This is a genomic window from Kribbella sp. NPDC026596 (genome assembly GCF_040638415.1).
Classification (GTDB): domain Bacteria; phylum Actinomycetota; class Actinomycetes; order Propionibacteriales; family Kribbellaceae; genus Kribbella.
Genome location: NZ_JBEZYF010000035.1, coordinates 61,098 through 85,194, shown reverse-complemented (window position 1 = coordinate 85,194; position 24,097 = coordinate 61,098). Strand labels below are relative to the sequence as shown.

Genomic DNA, 24,097 nt, shown 5'->3' with positions numbered 1-24,097 from the left:
GGAACGACCGCTGCCACCCGTTCGTCTGGACCAAAACCGCCGACCAGGTCCTCGCCAAAGCCAACCGTCACCAAACTTCAGAAACGGACCACTAGAAGCTGGAGGGCCAGTGGACACGCGAGATCGGTTCGGGAATACACCGCTGTGGCGTGCGGTGTTCAACTCGCGTGGGAAAGAAGCGACAGTGGCAGCGCTCCTCAAGGCTGGCGCTGATCCGGACATCGTCAACGAAGCCGGAGCAACTCCGCGTGACCTGGCCCAGAGAGTGGGCGCTGAAGAGGTAGCTGCTCTGCTCCCCGAAACGCACTGACATGCCGCCGAGAGTGAAACGCGCTCATGCCGAGTTGAGGATGTCTCGACCCCTGCGAACCACAGGTGATGGCCTCGTTCGCCGGGCCGCGCTGACGCTGGCCGCGCGGGTTCAAACGACCCTGTAGTACTCCACTCCATCTGGGTCGCTTGAGTGCTCTGCACCTTGTACGGATCCACCAGGCACTGTTGCAGGAGCCGGGCCCTTCGACCGTCTCAACAGCGCCAGAGGCGTCCCGGCGGGATCGGCAAGCCGACTCTTGATACGCGCCGTAGTGACCTGGTTTGGCAGCTCTCACGGGGACGGGGCAACAATGGCCACGATCTGTCTTGGCGACGAGGGAAAGGCGCACGGATGGAGTTCGACCCGAGGGAACTCGCGGAGGCCGCTGATGATCTGCGGTATGCGCCGAACAAGCTGCATGGTGACGAGATTGAGGCGGCCGGCGGTGGATTGACGCTCCGGGAATCTGGAGACGGCGAATGGCTCAACCGCGCCGAGATCGAAGCGCTGATCCGGTCGTCACCGTCGATTGGCCTGCTCCTTGTCGATGACACCGTCGATTACCCGCCGAAGATCTACCGAGTTCCCGGTCACCCGGTAAGTGCATGGAAGCGACGGCTGTCCAAGCGCTCTACATCTCCGACGACGGTTACGTCGATCCGGAGATCGGCTGGTGCCTCATGGCGTATCGGTGGTCGGCACCAGATGGCTCCAGTGTCTTGGTCTTCCGCGTCGAGTGCTAACAGGGCTGCTAACGAGACACCGCACGCGGGTGGACGGGCTTGCTCGGGCGGTCCGAAACCCGCTCAGAGCCACACGCCGTACACCGCCGCCAACATCTGTCGCGGCACTTGTAAGGAAGGTCGGAAGTCGCACGGACATGCCGCGGACAGTGATGCGCTGTCATGCCGATGAGCGCTTGATGCAAGGTTCGACTGAACGGCAATCGTCGCGCTATCCCCGGCCGCGCAGGAGGAGTAGCGTCGAAGACGCTTAGCGCGGGAGGTGCGCCATGCTCTTCTTACTGCTGATCATCGTGCCCATCGGACTCCTGACGATCTGGGCCATCGTCTACGACGTAAAGCACCGTCGGGCGCCGCTGACGGACAACAACCCGCGAGCCGTCGCAAAGAAGACGAGGATCGAGGGTGAGGGCAAGTCGTCCGAGTGGGGAGCAGGAGGACTCTGACCGGCGACCATCTGATCGGCCAACATCTCCCGCGACGGGTGATCCGCCCGATTGCGTAGTGCATGCGCACGCTCGATGCGTTCATCGTCGTTTCACGACGAGGCGAGCCCTGTTAACCCGCCCACTGGTATCTCGTCCATGACTCCGCGCGGACGAGTCACGCGCACGAGTCGCCACGGAGCGTCCGGATCTGCCGCGATCCGTTCGGCAAGTAGGTTGGCGCCATGACCAATCCCGTCGACGATCGCACCGGCGCGATCGACTATGACGCCGCGCTCATACTGGATGCCGAGGAACTGGCAGAGCAGGCCGTCGCGGCTGCTTATGAGGAGTTGTCAAGGGAGCTCAGTGAGCTCGGAATCGCGTCGGCTTCGGTCAGTGAGCACGCTGATGCCGAGGCCGGCACGTACGTCGTGCAGTGTGGCGGAACTAGCTACTCAATCTCTGGCCCGTCGATCCCCGCCTCGGACTGTTGGGGGCTAGCGACGTATGCCCTGTTCGACATTGTGAACCGGCAACTGGCGGGGCAGCGGCTCGCGCTGTACGCCCTCAACGGCGGCAACGACTTGTTCGGCATCTTCATGACCCCCGCTCAGGCCGAACGCTCGCGAGGTGCCCTGCCGCGGAAGTCTGACTGGCCCTACACACCAACCGCGGAGCCGGACTGGTTCGGCATGTACCACGACTGAGCGGCTGAGCGTCGGGGTGGGTGACCAGCCACTCACCCTGCTGGCCAGTCGAGCGATGAATGTGCAGTCGCACGGTAGTCACCCGCCACCGACAGTCGAGGCAGCGTACGTCTCGGGAGTTGCCGACCTCGTACTAGTGCCAGCGCGGACCGCTCGAGGAGGAAGTGCCAGATGCGGGCTTGGGTGAGGGCGTCGACGCTGGCGGTCATACGTCGGTGATGAGGTAGCGGGGGTTGGTGAGGAGCGCTCGCGCGAGGTCGACACGTTGGAGTTCGCCGCCGCTGATTTCGTGGGAGAAGCGGTCGAGTCGGGTGAGGTGGACTTGGCCGGGGTCGAGGGCGTCTAAGGCGGCCGCGGAGGCGCCGCTCTCCAGAAGGATGTCGCGGACTGTCCGGTGCGGTTCATGGCGCGTGAGTGGGGCACGTGTGCTCGATCGGCAACCGAAGCGTGATAGCGCGGACGGGCCGGGCGATGCTGAGTTATCGCGAGTCAGCAACGAACACCGTTCCAGGAGTTGCGAAGATGCATGGTATGGACGAAGAGGCTGCGTCGGCGTCATTGGTAGAGGCAGCTCGGCTGCTCCAATGGAATTCCTTTCGCAATCCACATCCGTCTCCGCCAAGGCTCGACCTCACGTTGGCCGCGGAGGAGGTGCTTGCCTGGCTGCGCGACCCTCGTCGGTTCGACCGGCGCAACCATCGTCCCGGATGGTCCTCCGTTCTGGCTGAACTGCAGTCGTCACTCGACAGCCTCGGTCCACACTTGGCCGGAGTTCTCGAAGCCGAGCTCGAGTCGGTACGGCAGGAGCGTGCGCGCGGGTACATCGCGATCGCTGCAGAGCGGCAGATCCTTCGCGCGCGATTGGAGACGCTGCTCGGGAGGCTCAAGGAGCGTGCGAGCCTCTACGCTGCATGGCTGGACTATCTACGGTTGCTGCGAGACTCAGATGCGACCGTTGAGGAATGTCTGGCAGCTCGGGGTTTCTTCTGGAACGTCGCGGCAACAGGTGGGCGCGACCAGAGCCAACTCTCGAGTCATCTGTCCGGGATTCTGACGAACGATGCGAATCAGATCCAACTGAGCGTCGAGGAGCGGCTGCAGTTGGCGGAGCGGATCCTGCTGAGTACTCCGGAAGAACGCCATCACGTGGTCTGGCATGTCTTCACACGCGCGAGCATCGATGGCATCGATCTGCGCCTGGGAGATCTGACGATCTTTACCGGGCGTTGGCTCAGGGGACTGGTGGAAATGGAAGAGCCGTCGCCGTGGGTCGATATCCCGCCTGAACTTCGCAGCCGGCCGGCGGTGTGGGACTTCTCCTCGCTTCCTGAGAATGAGCAGTTCGTGTTCACGCGGATGGACCTCGGCCGACAGAGCTTGAGCAATGCGCCCGAGGTGGCGGCCGGGGTCGTGGATGCGCTGGTTACGCTCGCCAAGCATCGAGCTGGCAGGCGCAACAACTGGACGAGGCTCGAGGGGTACTGGCACGCGATGGATGGGGAGATCGTCGCCAGCTCGCTGGGCTTCAAGGAGCGCACCCCCCGGGTCGACGTCGTCCCGAGATTGGACGCAGTAGTCGATGAACTCGAACAGGTTCTTGCCGTCGCCGAGGTAGCGCGTTTCCGGAGCGGCGAGGTACGCGAATGGGCGGAGACACTCCGATGGTGGCGGGAGGCGAGTAACGGTCACGATGCTGGGGCGGTGCTCGTCGGCGTACGTGTGCTCGACCTGATAGCGGCCAGAGTCGAGCTTCCGAATTGGGACAGCTACGCAAACCGCTATCTGCAATGGGCGGACGTACGGGCGAAGGTGCTGAACTCGATCCAGGAGTCGACCCACTCCGGGCTGTCGCCCGACAATGGTCTTGAGTTTGAGGACAGCGTCGACCACCATGCGCTGGAGCAATTGCGCCGCGAGATCATCAGCTTCGAGGCGAAGATGATCCAGTTCGACTACATCTCGGCGATCTCTCGACTGGAGGAGATCGAACGACTGCGCGGCAGTGGCTCCACCGGGGCGAGGAGGATCCGCACTCTGCGGGCACGCCTGTGGAACGCGGATCGATCAGACGAGTGGATTGCCTCTCTGCGGGATGAATGGTCAATCCAGGTCCGGCGACTCTCGCGCGTCCGCGATTCGCTCGCCCATGGCGGACCGACCACGCGAGAGTCGATCTGGAGCGCCGCCAAGTTCGCATCGGGACTGGTGGACACCGCGCTGTACCTGTCGTTTGACTCCGCGCTACGAGATCGCGACATCCTGACGTGGCATGAGAACTTTCGCGAGGACCAATCCCAATGGCGAGACCGCTTCAAAGCAGGTCTTGGCTTGGTCCCTGCTCTCTTCCCGACATGGGACAACGAGTGAGTGTCAGCTGTCTAAGACGTCGTAGTTGAATGCGATCTGGGCTGATCTGGGCTCTGTTTGGCCATCGCGATCTAGACGGTCGGCGGTAGGTGATTGACACAGCCGCCAGTCAAAGCTCTCCGTGCATGAAACGCCTCCTAGCGACCGCGCTCCGGGCGGGAGAGGTCGGGTGGGACCACTGACCGAACTCGCTGAGCAACGGAGGCGTGAGCTGCGCGGCATCGCAGCGCCGGACGACGACGGTCACGGGTAGAGCGTCGAGATCTCCGAACCTAGCAGCAAGTTCCGTGGACAACTGCTCGAAGCGCGCCCGGTCCTTCTCGATGAATACCAGCCGAACGCGTTCACGGCTAAGCTGCATTCGTTCGACTGCGGTGTGGTGAAGAAGGCGGTTCAGCACGAAGATCGGCGAGCCCCCTTCTCCACCGAGATAACTTCCTGGCCCGGCGAACGCGTCGAGATAAGTGACTCGTCGTTGGAGGTAGCCGCGTTGCGTGGGTTGCAGCAGGATTGGCACCAAGCGTCGAGGTAGCGCTTGTCCAGCTGATGCTTGGCCGCGGTTGCTGGTTCGAGTTCCCAGAGCACGTCGGTCACGCCGCAGCCTCCCTTGTGCACTCGTGAATACTCAATCACGCTACGTCATCGGAGGCGGAATTGCCCGACTTCTCGCTGTGTCGGCGGCGACACACGTGTGGACGGGATCTGGAACATCCTGGCGCTACGGGACACGTGCGCATTCTCAGGGGAGCTCGGGGTCGTCGAAAGCTTGTTGGAGGGCTTGGGCGGCGGCGGGGTTGGCGGCTTGGCGGCCCATGTAGATGTCTTGGGTTATGGAGACTTTGGCTTGGCCTAGTTGGTCGGCGATTTGGCGGGCGGTGTGGCCGGCTTGGTCGAGGGCGGTGGCGGTCGTTTTGCGGAGGGCGTGGGAGCGGATCCAGGCGAGCCGGTCGGATTCGGTTGGTTGGGCGGCGTCGTGGACATGGGCGAGTAGGGGGTGGTGGTTCGCGAGTTGGATGCCGTAGGTCGTGACGAGGGTGGCGACCAGTTGGTGGTCGACCTTGATGCGGCCGGTTTCGATGAGTTCGATTCTGGTTTGGGGCCAGTGGAGGTGGTCGGCGACCTGTTTGCGGGTCATGCCGGTTTGGCGGCGGAGGGCGCGGAGGCTGAGGCCGAGGTCGCGGCGGGCGGTGGCGCCGACGGGGGACAGGGCGGTGCGGAGGGAGCGGCGGACGTTGGTGGGGTCGCGGAAGCCGCCGAGGGAGTCGGCGAAGACAGGGTCGTCGAAGCGGATGCCGGCGGCGTGGCGGGTGCGGAGCATGGCGAGTGCCCAGTCGGGGAGATGGAGGAGGCGTTGGCCAGCTCTGGACTTGGTGGTCTTGCGGAGGAGACCTTGGCCCTTAACGCGGACGATCGTGTGGGTGATTTCGACGGTGCCGGCTTCGAGGTCGACTTGGGACCAGAGGACGGCGAGGGCTTCGCCGATGCGGACGCCGGTGGCGAGCATGAAGGTTGTCAGGTCGGGGAGGTCGGCCTGTACTGCGCAGTCGTCGGCGTTGAGGTGTTTGCGGAGGAGGGTGACTTCTTCGGTCGTCAGGGACCTGGGTGGGCTCTTGGGTTGGGATTCGATGGTGTCGACTTCGCGGACGGGGTTGACCGAGATGGCGCCGTAGCGGACGGCAAGTTTCATGGCGCCGGAGATGACGGCGCGGCAGGTTTTGGCGGTCGGCGCGCCGGCGGTGGTCTTGATCTTGGCGATGACGGTGTCGATGCGGGGTGTGGTGGCTTCGCCGATGCGGTATTCGCCGAGGGCGGGGCGAACGTGGTTCTTGATCGCGCGCCGGTAGGTGTCGAGGGAGGTGGGAGAGCGTTTCCCGTCGGCAACCAGCCGCTCGAATCGCTGCTCCCAGAGGTCGAGCAGGTGGTTGATCTTGTGCATTGTGGTGAGGTCGCCGGACTGGGTGGTCTTGGCGCGGTCTTGGAGCCTCGTCTGCAGGGCACGCTCGGCCGCTGTCTTGGTCTTGCCGAACGCGCTGACGACGCGGACGTGGCCGTCGTGGTCGCGGAACTTCGCCTTCGACCGGTAGGCCACGGGCTTTCCCTTGTCGTCGGTCCGCTCGACGCTAGTGGAGATGCTTCCCCAGGTTCCGATGGGCAGCGGTGACCTCGACATCTCAAGCCTCCAACCTGAACGACGGTTGGTTGCTCAACGCTGGGCGGGGGACCGAATCCGAGAAGTCGACAACGATGCGAACCGATGTGATGTGACGCACAGTCACGATCAGATGAAGGTTGACGAGGTGCAGCGAGGAGATACGAGGGCGACCTGAGGTCGAGAGAAGGAGCTCAGGTCGAAGGCGACTTCTGGCAATGAGGCACGTAAAGGGTCCGTGCCAGACATGAAGAAACCCAGGCCACTGCTGTGACCTGGGTGTTTGTGCGCCGCCAGGGACTCGAACCCCGAACCCGCTGATTAAGAGTCAGCTGCTCTGCCAATTGAGCTAGCGGCGCTTGCGAACGATGAGGATCGTAGCAGGGGGATCGGGGAGATGCGAAATCGGTTAGCGGGTGAGGATGGTCATGGCGGCGTTGTGGCCGCCGAGGCCGGAGACGGCGCCGCCGCGGCGGGCGCCGGAGCCGCAGATCAGGAGGTTGGCGACGTCGGTCTCGGTGCCCCAGCGGCCGACGTCGGTGTCGTCGGTGGCCCAGGGCCACTGGAGGTCGCCGTGGAAGATGTGGCCGCCGGGCATGCCGACGGATTGCTCGATGTCGTACGGCGTCTTGGCCTCGACGCAGAGGTTCCCGTCGGCGTCGCGGGCGATGCAGTCCTCGAGCGGTTCGGCCAGGTAGGACTCCAGGCCGGCCAGCACCCGGCGGGCGGCTTCGGCGCGGGTGGCGTCGTTGTCGGAGGCAAACAAGCGGGCGGGGAAGTGGACGCCGAAGACGGTCAGCGTGTGGTGGCCGGAGGCAACCAATGCCGGCGACAGGATCGACGGGTCGGTGAGGGAGTGGCAGTAGACCTCCGAGGGAGGTACGGCGGGCAGCAGGCCGGCGGCCGCGTCGAGGTAGGCCGACTCCAGTTGGCTGTAGTCCTCGTCGATGTGGAAGGTCCCGGCGAAGGCCCGCGCCGGGTCGTCACCGGACTTCAACCTAGGCAGCCGGCGCAGCAGCAGGTTGATCTTCAGCTGCGACCCCTCAGGCTGTACGTCGGCAGGACGACCACGCAGCGCGTCCAGCGTGGCCGGTGCGACGTTGGAGAGGACGTAGGAGCAGTCGACCGACCGCTCACCGTCGCCACCCATCCAGGTGACCGACCCACGCACCCCATCGGCTTCCACAGAGGTCACCACAGCGTTGGTGACCAGCGAGGCACCCGCCCGGCGGGCTGCTGCGGCCAGGGCGTCCGTGACCGCGCCCATGCCGCCCACCGGAACCCGCCACTCACCCGTGCCGTTGCCGATCAGGTGGTACAGGAAGCACCGGTTCTGGATCAATGACTCGTCGTGGAGGGATGCGAACGTACCGATGACGGAGTCCGTCGCGACCACGCCGCGGACAGTGTCGTCGGTGAAGCGTCGTTCGATGGTTTCGCCGAGAGGTCGTTCGATGAGCTCGTCCCAGAGCGCCGAGTCGACAGATGAGCGCAGTGCGGCGGCGGACTGCAGAGGTTCGAGCAGTGTGGGCGCGATGACGGCGGCAAGGGAGCCGACAGCACCATAGAAGGCGGTCCACGCCGCATAGTCGGCATCGCCTCCGGTCAGTGCCTCGAACGACGCCCGGGTGGCCGCGCCCTCCGGTCGCTCGACCATCAGGCCCAGATCGCGTCCAGAGCGTCGTACTGGCGTGTACGACGCCACTGCGCGGGAGCGGAGGTCCAGCGACAGCCCGAGGTCGGCGACGACCTTGTCGGGCAGCAGGCTGACCAGGTACGAGTAGCGGGACAGGCGCGCGTCCACACCGGGGAACACCTCCTCGCTGACCGCTGCGCCGCCGGTGTGGGCCTGTTGCTCCAGTACGAGCGTGGACAGCCCGGACTGGGCCAGATAGGTGGCGGCGACGAGGCCGTTGTGCCCGCCCCCGACGATCACGACGTCGTAGAAGTCCTTCATCCCACCGGCCAATCGAGCTTGTGGTACGCGGCGTCCCAGAACATCCATTCGTAGCGGCACGTCGTAGCGAAGTGCTGATGACAACGTTCCCGCTCCGACGCGCTCACGTCCAGTCCGTCCGTGACCGCGAGCACCGACTCCACCACCGCGTCGAACTCGTCCGAGCCGTACGTCTCGATCCACTCGCGGTAGAGCGGGTCCGGCGACGACCGCTTCAGCAGTTCGCGGCCGACGTCGCGATAGATCCAGTAGCAAGGCAGTACGGCGGCCACAGCCTCGGCGTACGTGCCCGTGGCGCAGACCGCGGTCAGATAGGACATGTACGCCGTTGTCGTCGGCCCGGACCCGGCTGCGTCGACATCGGCCGGCGTCAAGCCCAAAGAGCCCAGCAGCGACGTATGCAGCGACCGCTCGACCTCGATGGCGTTGGCGGCGTGCAGGGCGAACATGCGGACCGCGTCCTCGTCGACCGCGCGTGCGGCGACCAGGGTGAGCGCCCGCGAGTACGCCCGCAGGTAGTGACTGTCCTGGACGATGAAGTAACGGAACGCATCGTGGTCGAGCGTCCCGTCGGTCAGCCCGGTGATGAACGGGTGCTGGACGATCGCGTCGTACACCGGCGCCCCGCCGCGGTCCCACAGCTCGCTGGAAAACGTCATCCCCACTCCTCGCCGTCGACTGGCACCGACCTTATCCACAGCTCGCGGCGACAGCACGCGACGAACGTCACTCGTCCGCTCTACTCTGGGGCATGAGGATCCAGGGGGAGATGCCGCCGGACACGCCGCTGCTGCGGCGGATCCGCGCGTCGGTGATCGGTGACGACCAGGTGATGCCCGGGCCGTACGGTCCGCGCCGGGTCACGTACGCGGACTACACCGCGTCCGGACGCGCGCTCACCTTCCTGGAGGACTTCATCCGCGAGGAAGTCCTCCCGCGGTACGCGAACACCCACACCGAGTCCAGCGGCACCGGCCTGCAGACCACCCGCCTGCGCGAGGACGCCCGCCGGATCATCCACCAGAGCGTCGGCGGCGACGACGCGACCGCGGTGATCTTCTGCGGGTCCGGTGCGACCGGTGCGATCGACAAGCTGATCGGCATCCTCGGTCTGCGCATCCCGGCCGAGCTGGACGACACCTACCACCTCACCGACCAGATCCCGCCGGACCAGCGCCCAGTCGTGTTCATCGGGCCGTACGAGCACCACTCCAACGAGCTCCCGTGGCGCGAGTCGATCGCCGACGTGGTCGTGATCAGCCAGGACCATGACGGCCACATCGACATCCCGCAGCTCGAGAAACGCCTGATCGAGTACGCCGATCGCCCAGTGAAGATCGGCTCGTTCTCGGCCGCCAGCAACGTCACCGGCATCGTCAGCAACACCCATCGGGTGTCGGCCCTGCTGCATCGGTACGGCGCTCTGTCGTTCTGGGACTGTGCCGCCGCGGCGCCGTACGTCGAGATCGAGATGTACGGCGACCCCGAAGCCGACCCGCTGTCGTACAAGGACGCGATCTTCCTCAGTCCACACAAGCTCATCGGCGGACCGGGGACTCCCGGCGTTCTGGTGGCCCGGCGGGAACTGCTCCGCAACCGGGTGCCCGACGTACCAGGTGGTGGGACTGTCGCGTATGTGAACCCGCTGGAGCACCGCTACCTCGACGACCCGGTGCACCGGGAGGAGGGCGGCACGCCGGCGATCATCGGGTCGATTCGGGCCGGACTGGCGTTCCAGCTCAAGCAGGCGGTCGGGATCGACGTGATCCGCGCGCACGAGGACGCGTACCTGCGGCGTGCGGTCGAGGCGTGGAAGGACGAGCCGCACCTCCAGATCCTCGGCAATCTGGACTCCGAGCGGCTGTCGATCGTGTCGTTCGTGGTCAAGGCGCCGTCCGGTCGGTATCTGCACCACAACTTCGTCGTCGCGCTGCTGAACGACCTGTTCGGGATCCAGTCGCGGGGCGGGTGCTCATGCGCGGGCCCGTACGGGCACACGCTGCTGGGGATCGACCTGGAGCGGTCGCACGAGTTCGCCGAGGAGATCCTGCACGGGTGCGAGGGGATCAAGCCCGGCTGGGTGCGGGTGAACTTCAACTACTTCATCTCGGAGGCCGTCTTCGCGTACGTCGTCGACGCGGTCAAGCTGGTCGCCCGTGACGGGTGGCGGCTGCTCGGCGACTACCGGTTCGACCCGGCGAACGGGCTGTGGCGGCACCATCGTGGCCCGGTCGAGCCGCCCATGCGCCTGTCGCAGGTCGGGTACGACGCCGACGGCAAGCTGAGGTATCCACGCCACGACCACACCGCGCCGGAGTCAGCCCTGCAGGACTACCTGGCGGAGGCGCGAGAGTTGCTGTCGACCTGCCAGGAGACCGGACCGGACGCCGAGGGACAGGTGAACGCGGACTTCGACCACCTCAGGTGGTTCGACCTGCCTTCTCGTTGCCTGTCTTAGTCGGCTCGGTGATCTCCGGCGAGCGACTGCGCCAGTGCGAGGGTCGCGTCGTCCAGTGGTTGCGGGTCTGCCGCGCCGTACGCGTCGAGGACTTGGTGCTCGACGGTTTCCACGGTCAGCCCGGGCACCTCCGTCGAGAGCGAGCCAACCGACACCGGGTCGAATGGCAGCTCGAGGTGCCGGTAGATGTCGGCCAACAGCGGTCGGAGACGCGCGTCGTCGCCCACGACGATCAGTGCGCTGAACAACCAGCCGTTGGGTACGACGCGTTGCCCTGTGCCGACCAGTTTCACCACACCGCGCGCGTTGACGCTGTGGGCACCCGGACAGTACTCGCCAGGCACCGCTCCGACCCGCGCGTCGATCCCGAGGGTTTGGAGCACGTCGGCGTACAGCGTCCCGTACTGCTTGAACCGAGTCTCCATACCGTCCGGTGCCAGCCGTTCGTGCTTGACGTGGTCCACCACCAACGCCTCGGTCGTGTACGCGACCGGTCGCCCACCCACTGCCCGCACCAAAGCCTCGAACCCAGCCGCCCGGGCCGCACCCACGGCCGCCCCGAACCCGGGAAGCCGCGTGTCCCGCCGGCCGAACACCACCACCGGCGCGGCCGGCCGATAGACCCGCAGCGCCTCCTTCACTTCCCCAGCCGACACCTGCCGCACCAACGCGTGCCCGACAGCCAACTCGCTGGCCTCGTCACCACCGTCCACATCGCCAGAGAAGACCCGCACCCGACAATCGTGTCATCAGACTTGCGGAGGAATGGATGGCAGGTACGCGGGTAGTAGGAGTCGACGCGTGTAAGAAGGGGTGGGTGGGGGTCGCTGACGACCTGAAGGCGTACTTCGGGACGACGATCGCGGAGTTGGTCGAGGCGGCCGAAGTGGATGGCGCGCCGGCGGTGGTGGGTGTGGACATTCCGATCGGGTTGCCGTCGGCGGGGTCCCGGCAGGCCGACGTACTGGCGCGACGGGTGGTCGGGCGGCGGGCGTCGTCGGTGTTCGCGACGCCGGTCAGGGAGGCGCTGCTGGCGATCACGCACGCGGAGGCCTCGGCGCTGAACGTGCAGGCGACCGGGACGGGGATCAGCCAGCAGGCGTTCGCGTTGCGGAGGAAGATCCTCGAGGTTGACGCCTGGCTGTCGAGCGCTCGCTGCGCGGTGATCGAGGTGCACCCGGAGGTCTGTTTCGCAACGATGGCCGGGCGGCCCTTGAGCCATCCGAAGTCGACCTGGGCGGGCGGGGAGGAGCGCAGGCGACTGCTCGCGAGCGTGGGGCTGGGCCTGACCGGCGACATCGGTCCGGCGGGCGAGTTCGCGGCCGTTGACGATGTGCTCGACGCGGCCGCGGTGGCGTGGACGGCCAGGCGGTACGCCGAGGGCCGGGCCGTCGCCTACCCCGATCCTCCCGAGGTACTCGGCGACGGGCCCCCGGCCGCGATCTGGGCCTAGCCGTCCTCCGAAGTACTCGATCTGGCCCTAGCGAGCTCCTGCCTCGCGGAGGATTCTGGCGATCTCGTTGTAGCCGCGCTTCTCGGCGTGCCGGAGAGGGGTGACGCCGTCGTTGTCGGGGTGGGATGGGTCGGCGCCGGCGGCGAGGAGGATGCGGACGATCTGCTGCCACGGCTCGGTGCCCCGGCCGAGGATGACGGCTTCCAGGAGCGCTGTCCAGCCGAGGTTGTTGACGTGGTTGACGTCGATGCCGGTCTGGACGACGCGGCGGACGTAGTCGACGTGACCGCGCTCGCTGGCCGGGATCACCGAGATGCCGCCGAAGCGGTTGCGCAGGGTGAGGTCGGGTTTCGCGGGGAGGAGGGTCTCGAGCATCGCGACGCTGCCGGTGACGCCAGTGACGAGCCAGGCCGAGTCATGGCGATCGTCCTGCGCGTCGGGGTCCGCGCCGAGTGCGACCAGCAGGCGGGCGACGTCGACGCGGTCGTTCAAGGACGCCAGCAGCAGGGCCGTACGGCGGTTGCCATCGCGGGACTCGATCGGCGCATCGGCGGCCAGTGCGGCGGCAGCCTGGTTCGCGTCGCCGGAGGTGGCCGCCGAGAGCAGCGCAGCGGCCGGAGAGCTCGGCCGCTTGGTGGCAAGGACGGCTGCCACCTCGGTCTGGCCCATCGAGCGCGCCCCCTGCACCGGAGTGGTGCCGTCGCGCTCGGCCGGCTTGTTGCGGTCGGCTCCGGCGGCGATCAGCAGCCGCACGGTGTCGACGTACTGCGGGGTGCCCTTGCCGAGCAGGACGGCCTCGTGCAGGGCGGTCCAGCCGAGATTGTTGACGTGGTCGACGGTCACCCCGGCCTGGAGCAGTCGGCCGACCACTGCCGCGTGACCACGCTCGGCTGCGCGGATCAGCGCCGTACCGTGGTAGCTGTCGAGGCTCCGGATGTCCGCGCCATGCTGCAGCGTGAGGTCGAGCAGGTCGAGGTAACCCTCGCTGGCGGCGATCAGGAAGGCGCTCTGCACGGTGTCGTCGACCGCGTTCACGTCCGCGCCCTTGGTGATCAGGCTGCGGGCTTCGGCGACGTCGTTCTTCCAGGCGGCGGAGATCAGCTGCTGATCGAGCGTGCTGACTGTCGACACGGCGGTAGTCCCCCGCGGTGGTGGGCTCTCAGTGGACGTGCAGGCTGCCGTCAGCAGGATGACGGCGGCCACGGTCATGGCGCGGATCATCGGCGCGGCGGCGTCAGGGTGATGACCTGGTACGGCGGGAGCGCGGTCGGCTCGTCGAACTTGCTGTCGACGAGCAGCAGTCTGCCCTGCGCGAGCTTCGCGGTGGTGAGCACCCGGTCCGGGTCGGTGGGGATCGCTGAGACGAGTCGCGCCGTACGGCCGTCGCCGGACAGCTGCAGCGTGGTCAGCACGCGGGAGAAGTTCCGGACCACCCAGAGCTGCCGGCCGTCCTGCACGAGACCGTCGGCGTTGCCCAGGTCCGCAGTACCGGTGTCGACGGCCGAAACCGCGCCGGTGCGCAGCGAGAACCGCCAGAGCTTGCCGACGTTGCCCTGGGCCACGACCAGCGCGCTCCGGTCCGGGGACAGGACAATGCCGCCGAGGTTGAAGCCGGCCTGGGTCGGGATCGTCGCGGTGGCGTCCTCCCAGGTCCGGATGGTCCAGCGGCCGTGCTGCTCGGCGACCCGGAAGACCTGCGGTGCGTTCGAGTTGGTTACGTACGCCGCTCCGTCCGGCCCGATCACGAGGTCGTTCAGGAACGCGTTCGGTACGCCGGTCCGCAGCGCCGCGAGCAGCCGTCCGTCACGGTCGTAGACCCACAGGTCCGGCGCACCGGGGTGATCGATGCCGTTCGGACCACCAGCGACGTACACCCGGCCGTGCGCGTCGACGGTGACGCCACGGGCGGTCCAGCGGCCGTCGGTGCCGTCGCCGGGACGCCACTCGGTTGCGGTCGCGGACCGCAGTTGGCCGCGGTGGATCTCGCCGCCCGTGGTCTCCGAGACGTAGTACCGCTGCGTGCGGGTGTCGTACCCGATGCCCTCGAACTTGGACCCGCCGGTGTCGCCGGGTAGCTCATAGGAACTGGGCCGGGCGGACGCAGTGGATACGCCGGCGCCGACGCTGACCAGGGCAGCGGACAGCGCCAGAGTCGCGGACAGGGAGCGGACTGACATGAGGACCTCTCATCACTCGAACGGGTGGACTGCCTCCAGCCTGGTCCGCTGCGCAGGCCCACACGACGGGTGTTCGGCCACCATCGGATAGCCGAACGGATGATTCGGAAGCCGGTCCGCCGGGCCTACCATCGGCAGGACATGAGCACTTCACTCGCCGGAGATCGAGAACGCACACCGGCCGCGATCCTCGGCCATGCCAACGGGCTGGTGACGGCGCTGCACGCGGCGTTCGTCGTCCTCGTGCTCGCCTCCGCGGTCCGGTACCTGACCGGCCACGGGTTCGACGACCGGGCGCCCTGGGTGCTTGCGGGCGCTCTGGTGCTGCTGGCGACGTACGCCGCACATCGCGTGCTGCCTGGAGCAGTGTGGCTCGGGTTGCTGGTGGCGGTGTGGTTCGGGCTGGTTTTGCTGGCGCCTTCGTTCGCGTGGTGCGCCGTACCGCTGTCGTTCGTGGCGCTGCGGGTACTGCCGTTCTGGCCGGCCTGTGTGGTCGTTGCGGGCATGGTGATCACCACACTGGTCCAGTGGACCCGGATGGCTGACCGGCTGGACCCGACGATCGTGCTGGGTCCGGTGTGCATCGCCGTACTCGCGGTTGGGGCCTATCGGGCTCTGGAGCGGGACGCACTGGCGCGGCAGGCGCTACTGGACGACCTGCACGCGGCCCAGGGTGATCTAGCCGATGCGCAGCACCAGGCCGGCGCACTGGCCGAACGGGCGCGGTTGTCGCGCGAGATCCATGACAGCGTGGCTCAGGGACTCTCCAGCATCAATCTGCTCCTCCAAGCCGCTGAACGGGAGTGGGACGACCGCCCCGCCGCGGCACGCGAGCATGCGGCCCAGGCGGCCGCGACGGCTCGGGACGGGTTGGATGAGGTACGGCGGGTGGTCCGGGACCTGGCGCCCGCGGAATTGGCGGTTTCCGGAGCCCCTGCGTTGCCGGACGCGCTCCGGCAGACCTGTGAGCGACTTGCGGCGCACAGCAGTGTGGAGGTCCGAGTCCAGGTGCACGGTACGCCGGTGTCGCTCGGTCCGGAGGTTGAAACCGCCCTGCTGCGTACTGCCCGTGGTGCACTGGCCAATGTGCTCGAACACGCCGCCGCCAGCACCGCTGTGGTCACACTGACCTACCAGCCGGACGCTGTCGTGCTCGACGTCCGCGACGACGGCCGCGGTCTGCTTCAGCAACCCATGGATCCCGACCGCTGGCGGGGACTGGCGGGTATCCGTGATCGCCTGAAGCAGCTCGGCGGAACGCTGGTGCTGGAAAGTGAACCAGGAGAGGGAACGGCGTTGGCGGCATCAATACCGTTGGAACGCTCATGATCCGGGTTGCGCTGGTCGACGACCATCCCGTGGTGCGGGCCGGGATGCGCGCGCTGGTTGAAGGTCAGGACGACCTGTCCGTCGTGGGCGAGGCGTCGGACGCGCACAGCGCCGAGCAGCTCGTCGCCGCGGTCCGGCCCGATGTCGTACTGATGGATCTCAACCTCGGCGCGGGCCCGGGCGGTGCCGAGGTGACCGGGCGCCTGCGGGCACTTCCGGAACCACCTCACGTCTTGGTGCTGACGACGTACGACACCGAGGCGGACATCATGAGCGCGATCGACGCCGGCGCTTCCGGGTATCTGCTGAAGGACGCGCCGCCGGAGGATCTGTTCCGGGCGATCCGCGGCACCGCGCGGGGTGAGACGGTCCTGGCCCCGGCCGTCGCGGCCCGGCTGGTACGGCGGTCCGGTCCGCTCCTCACCGAGCGGGAGGTCGAGATCCTCGGCCTGCTCGCGACCGGTCAGTCGAATCGGGAGCTGGCCCGCCGCCTGTTCGTCAGCGAGGCGACGGTCAAGTCCCATCTCTCGCACATCTACACCAAGCTCGAAGTCGAGACCCGTGCCGCGGCCGTCGCCCGGGCCATCGAGCAACGCATCATCCGCCCACCCAGCTGAGCGCCGGGTTCCCGGGAGCAGCGGGGTGCGGGGCTTAGGGTCGGGTTGTGAGCAGCTCGGAGGAGGACGCGGCGGGAGGCGAGAGCTTCTTCACCGTGCTCGTCGCCCTCACCGCCAACCTGCTGATCGCGGTGGCGAAGACGGTGGTCGCGGTGATCACCGGCTCGGCCTCGATGGCGGCGGAGTCCGCGCACTCCTGGGCCGACACCGGCAACGAGATCTTCCTGCTCGTCGGTGAGCGCCGGGGTCGCAAGCCGGCCGACCAGACCCATCCGCTCGGGTACGGGCGGGTCGGCTACATCTGGTCGATGTTCGCCGCGTTCGGATTGTTCACCGTCGGCGCGGCGGTGTCGGTCTGGCACGGGATCCAGTCGCTGCAGCGCGGGGAGACCGAAACCGCGTCCTACTCGTGGGCGTACGCCGTACTCGCGATCTCGTTCGTCCTGGAAGGGATCTCGTTCACGCAGGCGCTGCGGCAGACGAAGGCCGGCGCGCTGGAACGGATGCTGCGGCCGTGGCGTTATGTACGGCTCACGTCGAACCCGGTCCTGCGCGCGGTGTTCGTCGAGGATCTGTCGGCGTTGATCGGGATCGTGATCGCGGCGGTGGCGATCCTGCTGCACCAACTGACCGGCAACGCGGTCTGGGATGCGATCGGGTCGATCGTGGTCGGTGTGCTGCTCGGTTGCGTCGCGCTGTTCCTGATCAGCCGGAACATGGACTTCCTGACCGGTGAGGCGGTCACTCCGCTGGCCCGCAACCGCGCGCTGCGGGCGCTGCTCGACCACGCGGACATCGAACGGGTCAGCTTCCTGCACATGGAGTGGGTCGGCGCCGACAAGATCTTCCTGGTCGCCGCGGTCGACCTGGCCGGCAACGACCCCGAGTCCGTGGTCGCCGCCCGTCTGAACGGACTGGAGGACGCCCTCAACGCTCGCCCCGAGATCGTCCAGGCGGTGCTGACCCTCAGCCGCCCCGGCGACACCACCAGCCTGCACCCCGACGAACTACCTCACTGGTACGTCGAACCCCCTGCCTGAACCCGCTTGTGCGCGGAGAGCGTCCGGGCCTGCCGCCGTACGACGCGACACTCGAATAATTCGTATTACCACGGGATTTGGTGCGAGGCTGTCTGCCACCAGACGGAGCCGAGTATCCGAGGGAACGATGACGAACGAGAGTGAAGCGGCCTACGAACGGATCCAGGAGCAGGTGGCCCGCGGGTGGAACACCTGGGACACACGCAGCGTGCTCACGCAGGTGCTGCTGCCGGAGGGGCTCGGGCTGTCCTTCGGCCTGAAGGAGTACTACCGGGGTACGTCGTTGCGGACGGTGCAGATCGGTCGGCGGACCGAGGGCGCCGAGACCGTGACGCTCGGCCGGCACGCGTACGGCGGCAGCTACACGGAGACCACGGTGAGCTGGGCCGGCATCACGATCCGGGTCCAGACCGCTCACACCGGAGACGACCTGGTGGCGCTGGTGACGCCAACAGCCAACCAGCAGAAGAGCGGATTGTTGACAATCGCCGTCAACTACCTCTGGAACCGCCCGGGCATCGTCAGCCGGGAGCCGGACCACCTCCGCGCCACACCTGGCACCGTCACCCCCGACGCCGACCACCTCCGCGCCGCAGCCGGCACCGCACTCCCGCGGCCCGTTGCCTCGCCGCGATCAACTGTTGTCGACAGGAGGATTGTCGACATCTTTGCGACCGCACCACACGTCGACGATCCGTAGGTCGACATCGATGGGCCGTACCTGGCGCTCGAGTTGAACGGTGCTGTCGGCGTCAGTACCGGGCGGGCCCGCAGTCTGGCTGAGATTGCGGAGATCGTGGCCGCGGCGTCGGCGGAGATCGGGGCGGCTGGGTCGGATCCGATCGCGCAGCATCACGAGATCGTCCGGGACGCAGTGGTTCCTCGAGGAGACCTTCGACGCGTTGCTGTCGTGGAACCGCTGGTGGTGGCGGGTCCGCCGGGACGGCGAGCTGCTCTGCACTGGGTCGACGCACTTCGATCCGGAGTTCCCGTCGCCGCAGGACATCCCGCGGATCCATCAGCACTTCGGGGCGACCTGTGAGAGCGGCTGGGACGGGCATCCGGTGTTCGACGACGTGCCGTTCGACCAGACGAAGAGTCTGCTCGCCGCGCACGACGTCGGGATGAACAGCCTGTACGCCGCAGATTGCGAGGCACTGGCCGAGATCGCCGAGATCCTCGGCCACGCGGACGCGGTGACGGAACTGCGGGAGCGGCACGAGACCGTGGTACCGGCGATGGAGACCTTGTGGGACGAGCCGAGCGGGATCTATCGCAGCCGGCGGACCGACACCGGATTGCCGACAGAACGATTGTCGACAATGAGCTTCTACCCGTTGCTGGCCGGGCTTGGCGGCGCCGAGCGTACGGCGCGGATGGTGGCCGAGCACCTGGTCGCCGAGGACGGGTTCGGCGGCGAGTGGATCCTGCCGACGTCGCCGCGGCAGGAGCCGATCGAGCTGAAGGAGACCAGCTACTGGGAGGGCCGGGCCTGGCCGCCGGTGAACTTCCTGGTCTACCTGGGGTTGCTGCGCGCCGGTGAGAAGGAGGCGGCGGCATGGCTGGCCGAAGGGAGTTCGCGGTTGGTGCTGAAGGAGTGGAATCAGCACCGGCACGTGCACGAGAACTACTCGAGCGTGCACGGCGGCGCCTGCGACAAGCCGAACAGCGAGCCGTTCCAGACCTGGGGCGCACTGCTGAGCCTGATCGCCCTGATGGAACACGGCGAAATAACCCTCTTCGACGACAAGCGGTGGCGTCCGTGACCGGGGCCGCTGGTCTGCTGAGTGGTGCGGTGGTGCCGTTGGTGACTCCGATGTCGGCGCCTGGGGTGCCGTCGGCGGAGGCTGGCGAGCCGTTGCTGGCCGCAATGGCTTCGGTTGGCGTGCGGCGGTTGATGTTGCTGGGCAGCAACGGCGAAGGACCACTGATCCCGGCCGAAGTGTCAGGCGAGTTCGTGGCCGGGGTGGTGAAGCGATGGCGCGAACTCGTGCCGGCCGGGACGATCCTGGTCAACGTCACAGCACCGGGTACGGCGGAAGCAGAACGGCGAGCCGACGCGGCCGCGGCCGGTGCCGACGCGATCGTGGCGAGCCCGCCGACCTTCTTCAAACACCGTGACGACGAGGTCGTCGCGCACTTCGCCGCACTGGGTCGTCACGGTCTGCCGGTGGTCGCCTACAACACCCCTCGCTCCACATTGTTGACAAAAGCAGCCGCCGACTCCCTCGTCGCCATGCCACACATGGCCGGCGTCAAGGACTCCTCGGGCGACCCGGACCTGCTCCGCTACCTGCTCTCGATCGCGCGACCCGGCTTCGAGGTCAGTCAGGGCGACGAGAAACAACTGGCCGACGCACTCCGCGCCGGAGCGCACGGAATCACTCCAGGTATCGCGAACCTGGCCCCCGGACTCGCCCTCGAGATGGTTGCCCCCAGCACCGATCTCGACCAGCTCTCCAGGAGCTTTCGACCGCCCTGACCAGGATCCACGCGGTGCGTCCCGGCGTACCGACCGTCAAGGCGCTGCTGAATGCACGGGGTCTCTGCCCAACGCACTGCGCACCACCCCTCGCGCCCTGTACGCCGGACGAGCTGCGACAGCTCGCCGACGTCATGGCGCCGCTGGAAGCCCACCTCATCCCTGGGAGCGTGTCATGAGCGACGGACTGATCGGCCGGCGGACCTTCACCGTGGGACTGGGAGTGGCCGCGGGAGCCGCAGTCACCGGCATCACGCCGGCGTACGCGAGTCATGGCCCCGGGCAACCGTCGTACGACGAGAAGACCTTGTGGGACGCGTCATCCGGGCCACTGGCCAACTACCACGTGCACGGGCTGACGGTGTTGCCGGATGACACCATCCTGGCGTTCAGCGAGGGACGTCACGAGGTGTGCGACGCGGGACCACGTGACCTCCTACTGCGCCGCAGTACCGACAAAGGCGAGACCTGGAGCGAGTCGCAGGTCGTAGTCACGTCTGTCGACGGCCAGTCGTGGGGCAACCCGGCACTCGTGTGTGATCGGCACACCGGCGAGGTGTTCCTGTTCTACAACCTGTCCGGTCGCTTGCCCGAGAACACGAGCTGCTCCGGCGATACCGGCGTGCTGTACGTCGTCTCCAGCACGGATGGCGGAGTGACCTGGGGTGAGCCGCGGTTGCTCGACCTGTTCGACCACTTCGGGTACGACTGGGCGCTGCACTCGCCTGGACCCGGCCACGGCATCCAGCTCGACAACGGCCGGCTGCTGATGAATGTCGCGCACCGGCGGGTCATCGTCGGCAACAGCGTGGCAGAACGGATGTACGGCGTCGCATCCGTGTACAGCGCTGACCACGGGCGGACGTGGCAGAGCACTGGCGCCGTACCGGTGTCGGTCGACTATCCGATCAACGAGGCCCGGTTGGTCCAGCGTGATGACGGTACTGTGCTCATCAACGGACGGTACGCCGCCGGTGGGAACAGGCAACGAATCACCTCGGTCAGCAAGGACCGTGGGCTGACCTGGTCGGCGCCGACGATGGACGGCGGCACGGGGACGTTCAACGCCGTCGATGCGGGCATGCTCGGCTACACGCGCGGGCGGATCCTGTTCAGCCGACCGGATGCTCCGGTCCGCTACAACATGACCGTATCGATCAGCTACGACGACGCACAGACCTTCCGCTACAGCCGAGTGATCAACCCGAATCGGTCGTACTACTCCGACCTGGCGCTGCTGTCCGACGGGACGATCGTCCTGATCTACGGCTGTGACGGCGACATCGCGAGCTTCCCACTGCGGGTCAACGTCTGCCGCTTCAACTCGAGTGGCTGACGCAGGGCCGGGACAGCCTCGCGAAGGGTCCACGCCTGAAGACGAAGTCCTACAAGCTGGAGGGAGATCGCCTCGAGTATCACGTCACTGCGCCCGGCCCTGGCGAGTACGAGCTCTGGCTGCGCTACTACCGATCTACCGACGGCGGACTGGTCTCGGTGACGGTGGATGGCCTGAAACCACGGAACCACCTCATCGACACGACATCCGAGACCGCCAACGGGTACGACGTACTCCTGCTGGGCACTGTGCGACTCAGAGGTGGACAGCACGTGGTGAGGTTCGCACCGGCCGGCCGGGCGTGGTGGCGGCCAGAGCATCTCGCTTGATCAGTTGACGTTGACACAGGCACCTGCTGCTCCGGATGTGTCCGAGACCATCACTGTGGACAACGGTGCGCTCGGCTACACGGTCGTCTCGGGCACCTGGCCGTCGGGCACCGGTGTGGCGGGGTACTACAGCGGCAATTACGCCTCGCACCCACCGGGCGACGGGAGCTCGCGCGTCCGCTGGCAGCCCTGCCTTCCGGCGGATGGTCTTTACGAAGTACAGGTCTCGTACGCCGCCGCGTCCAACCGGTCCAAGGCCGCGCCGTACGTCGTCAACCACGCGGACGGCTCCAGCGCGATCCCAGTCGATCAGACCGTGCGCGGTACGCCCGACGTACGCGGAGGGGAATGGGTGACACTGGGCACCTACCACTTCACCGGTGGCCTCACCGGAACTGTGGAGCTGACCGATACCGCCGACGGCTACGCGGTGGCGGACGCGGTGCGCTTCATCCGCCGCTGAGCTGCGAGAGGCCCGGCTACCCGTGCGGTAGCCGGGCCAAAGCCAGCGCTTACTTGGTGGGCTTGATCTTCGACGACGGCGGGACGACCTTGCCGGACGGCTTCACGACGTTGGCCGGCGGGAACTTCCAGGTCTTGCTCTTCGCCATCGTGGTGAGCTCGGCCACCGTGAACAACGGCTTCTGGCGAGTGTGGCGCTGCCCCTTCTCGGCGGGCGCGTTGTAGCTGGTCATGCTGATGAAGCGACCGTCGGGGTAGGAGATTTCGACGTGGTTGCTGGTGACGCCGTCCTTGTTCCGGTCACCCGGGTACTCCGGCTGCTCGGTCACGCTGAACAGTTTCGAACCGTCGGGGTTGGTGGTGCAGTTCGCCGCGGAGGACTCGCACAGGCCCTGAACGCCGCCACCGGCGACCAGGACGTCGACGCGGGAGGCGCCCTTGCCGTCGTTGACGACGTACGCCGCTGCCGCGAAGCCCTCCTCGGACGTGCCCCACGTTTCGGGCTGCGAGAGAGTGCGGCCCGGTGCCTTGACGAAGGACTTGAGCCTCTCCAGCGTCTGCTGCGGAGTCACATGGCTCGGTTTGGCCGCCGGAGTCGGTTTCGCCAACGGGATCGGCGTACTGGCGACTGCCGTGTTCGACGGACTGCCGAGCAGTTGGACACCGCCGGCGATGAGGCCCACGGTGGCGAGGATGGCTCCGGCGCCGGTGAGGCTGAGCACCGTCGTACGGCGGCGGCGCAGCCGGAGGCCCTGCTGGACACTGCGTTCGAGCAGGTCCGGGGTGACCGGCTCGAGGTTCTCGGTGGCCCGGTGCATGAGGTCGGTGAGTTGGGTGTTCATAGATGCTCCTCGGGTTCAGTGCACGATCAGCTGGGCGGCGCCGTCGCCGAGGACCGCACGGAGGCGGTCGAGGGCTCGGGCGGTGCGGGTGGTGATCGCGCTGGCGTTCTTGCCGAGATCGAGCGCGACCTGCTCGACGCTGCGATCTTCGAAGAACCGCAGCACCAGCACGGCACGATCCAGTGGCGCCAACTCGGCCAGGGCGCTCTGCAGCGCCAGCCGCAACTCGGGGTCGCCGGCCCGTTCGGCCAGCTCCGGCAGGTCCGCCGTCGGCCGCTCGGACCAGCTCTTGCGCCGGCGCTGCGAGACGAACGTCCGCACCAGCGCGGTCCGCGCGTACGCCGTCGGGGTGTCGATCCGGTGCCAGGTCCGCAGCAGGTTCGCCAGCGTCTCCTGGACCAGATCTTCGGCGTGATGCCGATCACCCGTCAGCAGCCACGCGGTCCGGTAGAGCTGCGGTATCCGCGCCCGCGCAAACTCCTCGAAGTCTTCAGTCGATCTCATCGCAGCCTTTCGGTCGATGCCTCTGCCTCAAGAGACGCACCGACCGCCCCGTCAGATCACACCCAACTCAGAAGACTTTCGACAACACCCAGACGGCGAACGCCAGAGACCCCACCACGAACGTGACGGCCAGCACTACGCCGTACCCGAACCACAAGCTCCCGGAAGACTTCACCCGCACATCCTGCCAGCCGGACGGAGATCACGGTCGCACAAAATGACGAAGGCGACCCGGTCGCGTTTCCGCGGACGCAGGTCGCCTTCGCCTTGGGGTGAGTGACGGGACTCGAACCCGCGACCACCTGGACCACAACCAGGTGCTCTACCAGCTGAGCTACACCCACCATTGCCGCCCCGACTGCGACGGCTGAGCAATCATAGCGACGAACCCCCAGGACCAGAAA

The 24,097-nt window shown here is 67.1% G+C and carries 25 protein-coding genes and 2 tRNA genes; 15 read left to right on the top strand and 12 right to left on the bottom strand.

Going from position 1 to position 24,097, the window contains the following annotated elements; genetic code table 11:
- Positions 1-109: 109 nt before the first annotated feature.
- The 4 genes from AB0E63_RS26940 (at position 110) to AB0E63_RS26925 (ending at position 2,191) form a co-directional block, all read left to right on the top strand.
- On the top strand, positions 110-310 hold the full coding sequence (locus tag AB0E63_RS26940; RefSeq protein WP_360371896.1) for an ankyrin repeat domain-containing protein: 201 nt from the start codon (positions 110-112) through the stop codon (positions 308-310).
- Positions 311-918: 608 nt separating this feature from the next.
- On the top strand, positions 919-1,056 hold the full coding sequence (locus AB0E63_RS26935; protein ID WP_360371893.1) for a hypothetical protein: 138 nt from the start codon (positions 919-921) through the stop codon (positions 1,054-1,056).
- A gap of 269 nt (positions 1,057-1,325) precedes the next feature.
- Positions 1,326-1,502, top strand: coding sequence for a hypothetical protein (locus tag AB0E63_RS26930; RefSeq protein WP_360371890.1), 177 nt, complete (start codon positions 1,326-1,328; stop codon positions 1,500-1,502).
- A 224-nt stretch (positions 1,503-1,726) separates the two neighbouring features.
- Positions 1,727-2,191 (top strand): hypothetical protein, encoded by a 465-nt coding sequence (locus tag AB0E63_RS26925; protein WP_360371887.1) that lies wholly within the window; start codon positions 1,727-1,729, stop codon positions 2,189-2,191.
- Between the two features lie 205 nt (positions 2,192-2,396).
- Here AB0E63_RS26925 and AB0E63_RS26920 read toward each other — a convergent pair whose 3' ends face one another.
- Positions 2,397-2,750 carry an ATP-binding cassette domain-containing protein gene (locus tag AB0E63_RS26920; RefSeq protein WP_360371884.1) on the bottom strand — a complete coding sequence of 118 codons (354 nt, stop codon included), beginning with the start codon at positions 2,748-2,750 and terminating at the stop codon, positions 2,397-2,399.
- Here AB0E63_RS26920 and AB0E63_RS26915 point away from each other — a divergent pair.
- A complete protein-coding gene (locus AB0E63_RS26915; RefSeq protein ID WP_360371881.1) occupies positions 2,723-4,558 on the top strand; it encodes a hypothetical protein in 1,836 nt (611 codons plus the stop codon). The two genes, AB0E63_RS26920 and AB0E63_RS26915, sit on opposite strands and share 28 nt — an antisense overlap.
- Before the next feature lie 109 nt (positions 4,559-4,667).
- On the opposite strand, the gene tcmP is transcribed toward AB0E63_RS26915, so the two are convergent.
- From tcmP to tenA, 5 genes are all read right to left on the bottom strand, one after another.
- Positions 4,668-5,075, bottom strand: coding sequence for a three-Cys-motif partner protein TcmP (gene tcmP, locus AB0E63_RS26910; protein ID WP_360371878.1), 408 nt, complete (start codon positions 5,073-5,075; stop codon positions 4,668-4,670).
- A gap of 222 nt (positions 5,076-5,297) precedes the next feature.
- Positions 5,298-6,728 (bottom strand): helix-turn-helix domain-containing protein, encoded by a 1,431-nt coding sequence (locus tag AB0E63_RS26905; protein ID WP_360371875.1) that lies wholly within the window; start codon positions 6,726-6,728, stop codon positions 5,298-5,300.
- Between the two features lie 265 nt (positions 6,729-6,993).
- Positions 6,994-7,066: transfer RNA gene (locus tag AB0E63_RS26900), tRNA-Lys, on the bottom strand.
- A 50-nt stretch (positions 7,067-7,116) separates the two neighbouring features.
- Positions 7,117-8,664, bottom strand: a complete 1,548-nt coding sequence (locus tag AB0E63_RS26895; protein WP_360371872.1) for an NAD(P)/FAD-dependent oxidoreductase — start codon at positions 8,662-8,664, stop codon at positions 7,117-7,119.
- The gene (tenA, locus tag AB0E63_RS26890; protein WP_360371869.1) at positions 8,661-9,323 is read right to left on the bottom strand and encodes a thiaminase II; all 663 of its coding nucleotides are present in this window, start codon (positions 9,321-9,323) and stop codon (positions 8,661-8,663) included. Before tenA ends, AB0E63_RS26895 begins: the two co-directional genes overlap by 4 nt.
- A 92-nt stretch (positions 9,324-9,415) precedes the next feature.
- Here tenA and AB0E63_RS26885 point away from each other — a divergent pair, with 92 nt between their 5' ends.
- On the top strand, positions 9,416-11,122 hold the full coding sequence (locus AB0E63_RS26885; RefSeq protein WP_360371866.1) for an aminotransferase class V-fold PLP-dependent enzyme: 1,707 nt from the start codon (positions 9,416-9,418) through the stop codon (positions 11,120-11,122).
- Here AB0E63_RS26885 and AB0E63_RS26880 read toward each other — a convergent pair.
- Positions 11,119-11,856, bottom strand: coding sequence for a lipoate--protein ligase (locus tag AB0E63_RS26880; protein ID WP_360371863.1), 738 nt, complete (start codon positions 11,854-11,856; stop codon positions 11,119-11,121). The two genes, AB0E63_RS26885 and AB0E63_RS26880, sit on opposite strands and share 4 nt — an antisense overlap.
- 35 nt (positions 11,857-11,891) lie before the next feature.
- Here AB0E63_RS26880 and AB0E63_RS26875 point away from each other — a divergent pair, with 35 nt between their 5' ends.
- Positions 11,892-12,575 carry a DUF429 domain-containing protein gene (locus tag AB0E63_RS26875; RefSeq protein ID WP_360371860.1) on the top strand — a complete coding sequence of 228 codons (684 nt, stop codon included), beginning with the start codon at positions 11,892-11,894 and terminating at the stop codon, positions 12,573-12,575.
- Between the two features lie 27 nt (positions 12,576-12,602).
- Here AB0E63_RS26875 and AB0E63_RS26870 read toward each other — a convergent pair whose 3' ends face one another.
- Both AB0E63_RS26870 and AB0E63_RS26865 read right to left on the bottom strand, forming a co-directional pair.
- On the bottom strand, positions 12,603-13,784 hold the full coding sequence (locus AB0E63_RS26870) for an ankyrin repeat domain-containing protein (protein ID WP_360371857.1): 1,182 nt from the start codon (positions 13,782-13,784) through the stop codon (positions 12,603-12,605).
- Positions 13,785-13,792: 8 nt separating this feature from the next.
- On the bottom strand, positions 13,793-14,752 hold the full coding sequence (locus tag AB0E63_RS26865; protein ID WP_360371854.1) for an SMP-30/gluconolactonase/LRE family protein: 960 nt from the start codon (positions 14,750-14,752) through the stop codon (positions 13,793-13,795).
- A 141-nt stretch (positions 14,753-14,893) separates the two neighbouring features.
- Here AB0E63_RS26865 and AB0E63_RS26860 point away from each other — a divergent pair, with 141 nt between their 5' ends.
- The 8 genes from AB0E63_RS26860 (at position 14,894) to AB0E63_RS26825 (ending at position 22,348) form a co-directional block, all read left to right on the top strand.
- Positions 14,894-16,081 carry a sensor histidine kinase gene (locus AB0E63_RS26860; RefSeq protein WP_360371851.1) on the top strand — a complete coding sequence of 396 codons (1,188 nt, stop codon included), beginning with the start codon at positions 14,894-14,896 and terminating at the stop codon, positions 16,079-16,081.
- A complete protein-coding gene (locus tag AB0E63_RS26855) occupies positions 16,078-16,698 on the top strand; it encodes a response regulator transcription factor (protein ID WP_360371848.1) in 621 nt (206 codons plus the stop codon). The genes AB0E63_RS26860 and AB0E63_RS26855 overlap by 4 nt, the downstream gene beginning before the upstream one ends.
- 47 nt (positions 16,699-16,745) lie before the next feature.
- Entirely contained in the window at positions 16,746-17,738 is a 993-nt protein-coding gene (locus tag AB0E63_RS26850) for a cation diffusion facilitator family transporter (protein WP_360371845.1), read from the top strand.
- Between the two features lie 127 nt (positions 17,739-17,865).
- On the top strand, positions 17,866-18,438 hold the full coding sequence (locus tag AB0E63_RS26845) for a hypothetical protein (RefSeq protein ID WP_360371842.1): 573 nt from the start codon (positions 17,866-17,868) through the stop codon (positions 18,436-18,438).
- Positions 18,439-18,523: 85 nt separating this feature from the next.
- Positions 18,524-19,504 (top strand): trehalase family glycosidase, encoded by a 981-nt coding sequence (locus AB0E63_RS26840; protein ID WP_360371839.1) that lies wholly within the window; start codon positions 18,524-18,526, stop codon positions 19,502-19,504.
- Positions 19,501-20,220, top strand: a complete 720-nt coding sequence (locus AB0E63_RS26835) for a dihydrodipicolinate synthase family protein (RefSeq protein WP_360371836.1) — start codon at positions 19,501-19,503, stop codon at positions 20,218-20,220. The genes AB0E63_RS26840 and AB0E63_RS26835 overlap by 4 nt, the downstream gene beginning before the upstream one ends.
- 175 nt (positions 20,221-20,395) lie before the next feature.
- Positions 20,396-21,556 carry a sialidase family protein gene (locus AB0E63_RS26830; protein WP_360371833.1) on the top strand — a complete coding sequence of 387 codons (1,161 nt, stop codon included), beginning with the start codon at positions 20,396-20,398 and terminating at the stop codon, positions 21,554-21,556.
- Positions 21,557-21,889: 333 nt separating this feature from the next.
- The gene (locus AB0E63_RS26825) at positions 21,890-22,348 is read left to right on the top strand and encodes a hypothetical protein (protein WP_360371830.1); all 459 of its coding nucleotides are present in this window, start codon (positions 21,890-21,892) and stop codon (positions 22,346-22,348) included.
- A 49-nt stretch (positions 22,349-22,397) separates the two neighbouring features.
- On the opposite strand, the gene AB0E63_RS26820 is transcribed toward AB0E63_RS26825, so the two are convergent.
- From AB0E63_RS26820 to AB0E63_RS26810, 3 genes are all read right to left on the bottom strand, one after another.
- A complete protein-coding gene (locus AB0E63_RS26820; RefSeq protein WP_360371827.1) occupies positions 22,398-23,189 on the bottom strand; it encodes a hypothetical protein in 792 nt (263 codons plus the stop codon).
- A gap of 15 nt (positions 23,190-23,204) precedes the next feature.
- Positions 23,205-23,693, bottom strand: coding sequence for a SigE family RNA polymerase sigma factor (locus AB0E63_RS26815; RefSeq protein WP_360371824.1), 489 nt, complete (start codon positions 23,691-23,693; stop codon positions 23,205-23,207).
- Between the two features lie 268 nt (positions 23,694-23,961).
- Positions 23,962-24,037 (bottom strand) — tRNA-His (locus AB0E63_RS26810).
- Positions 24,038-24,097 lie beyond the last annotated feature (60 nt).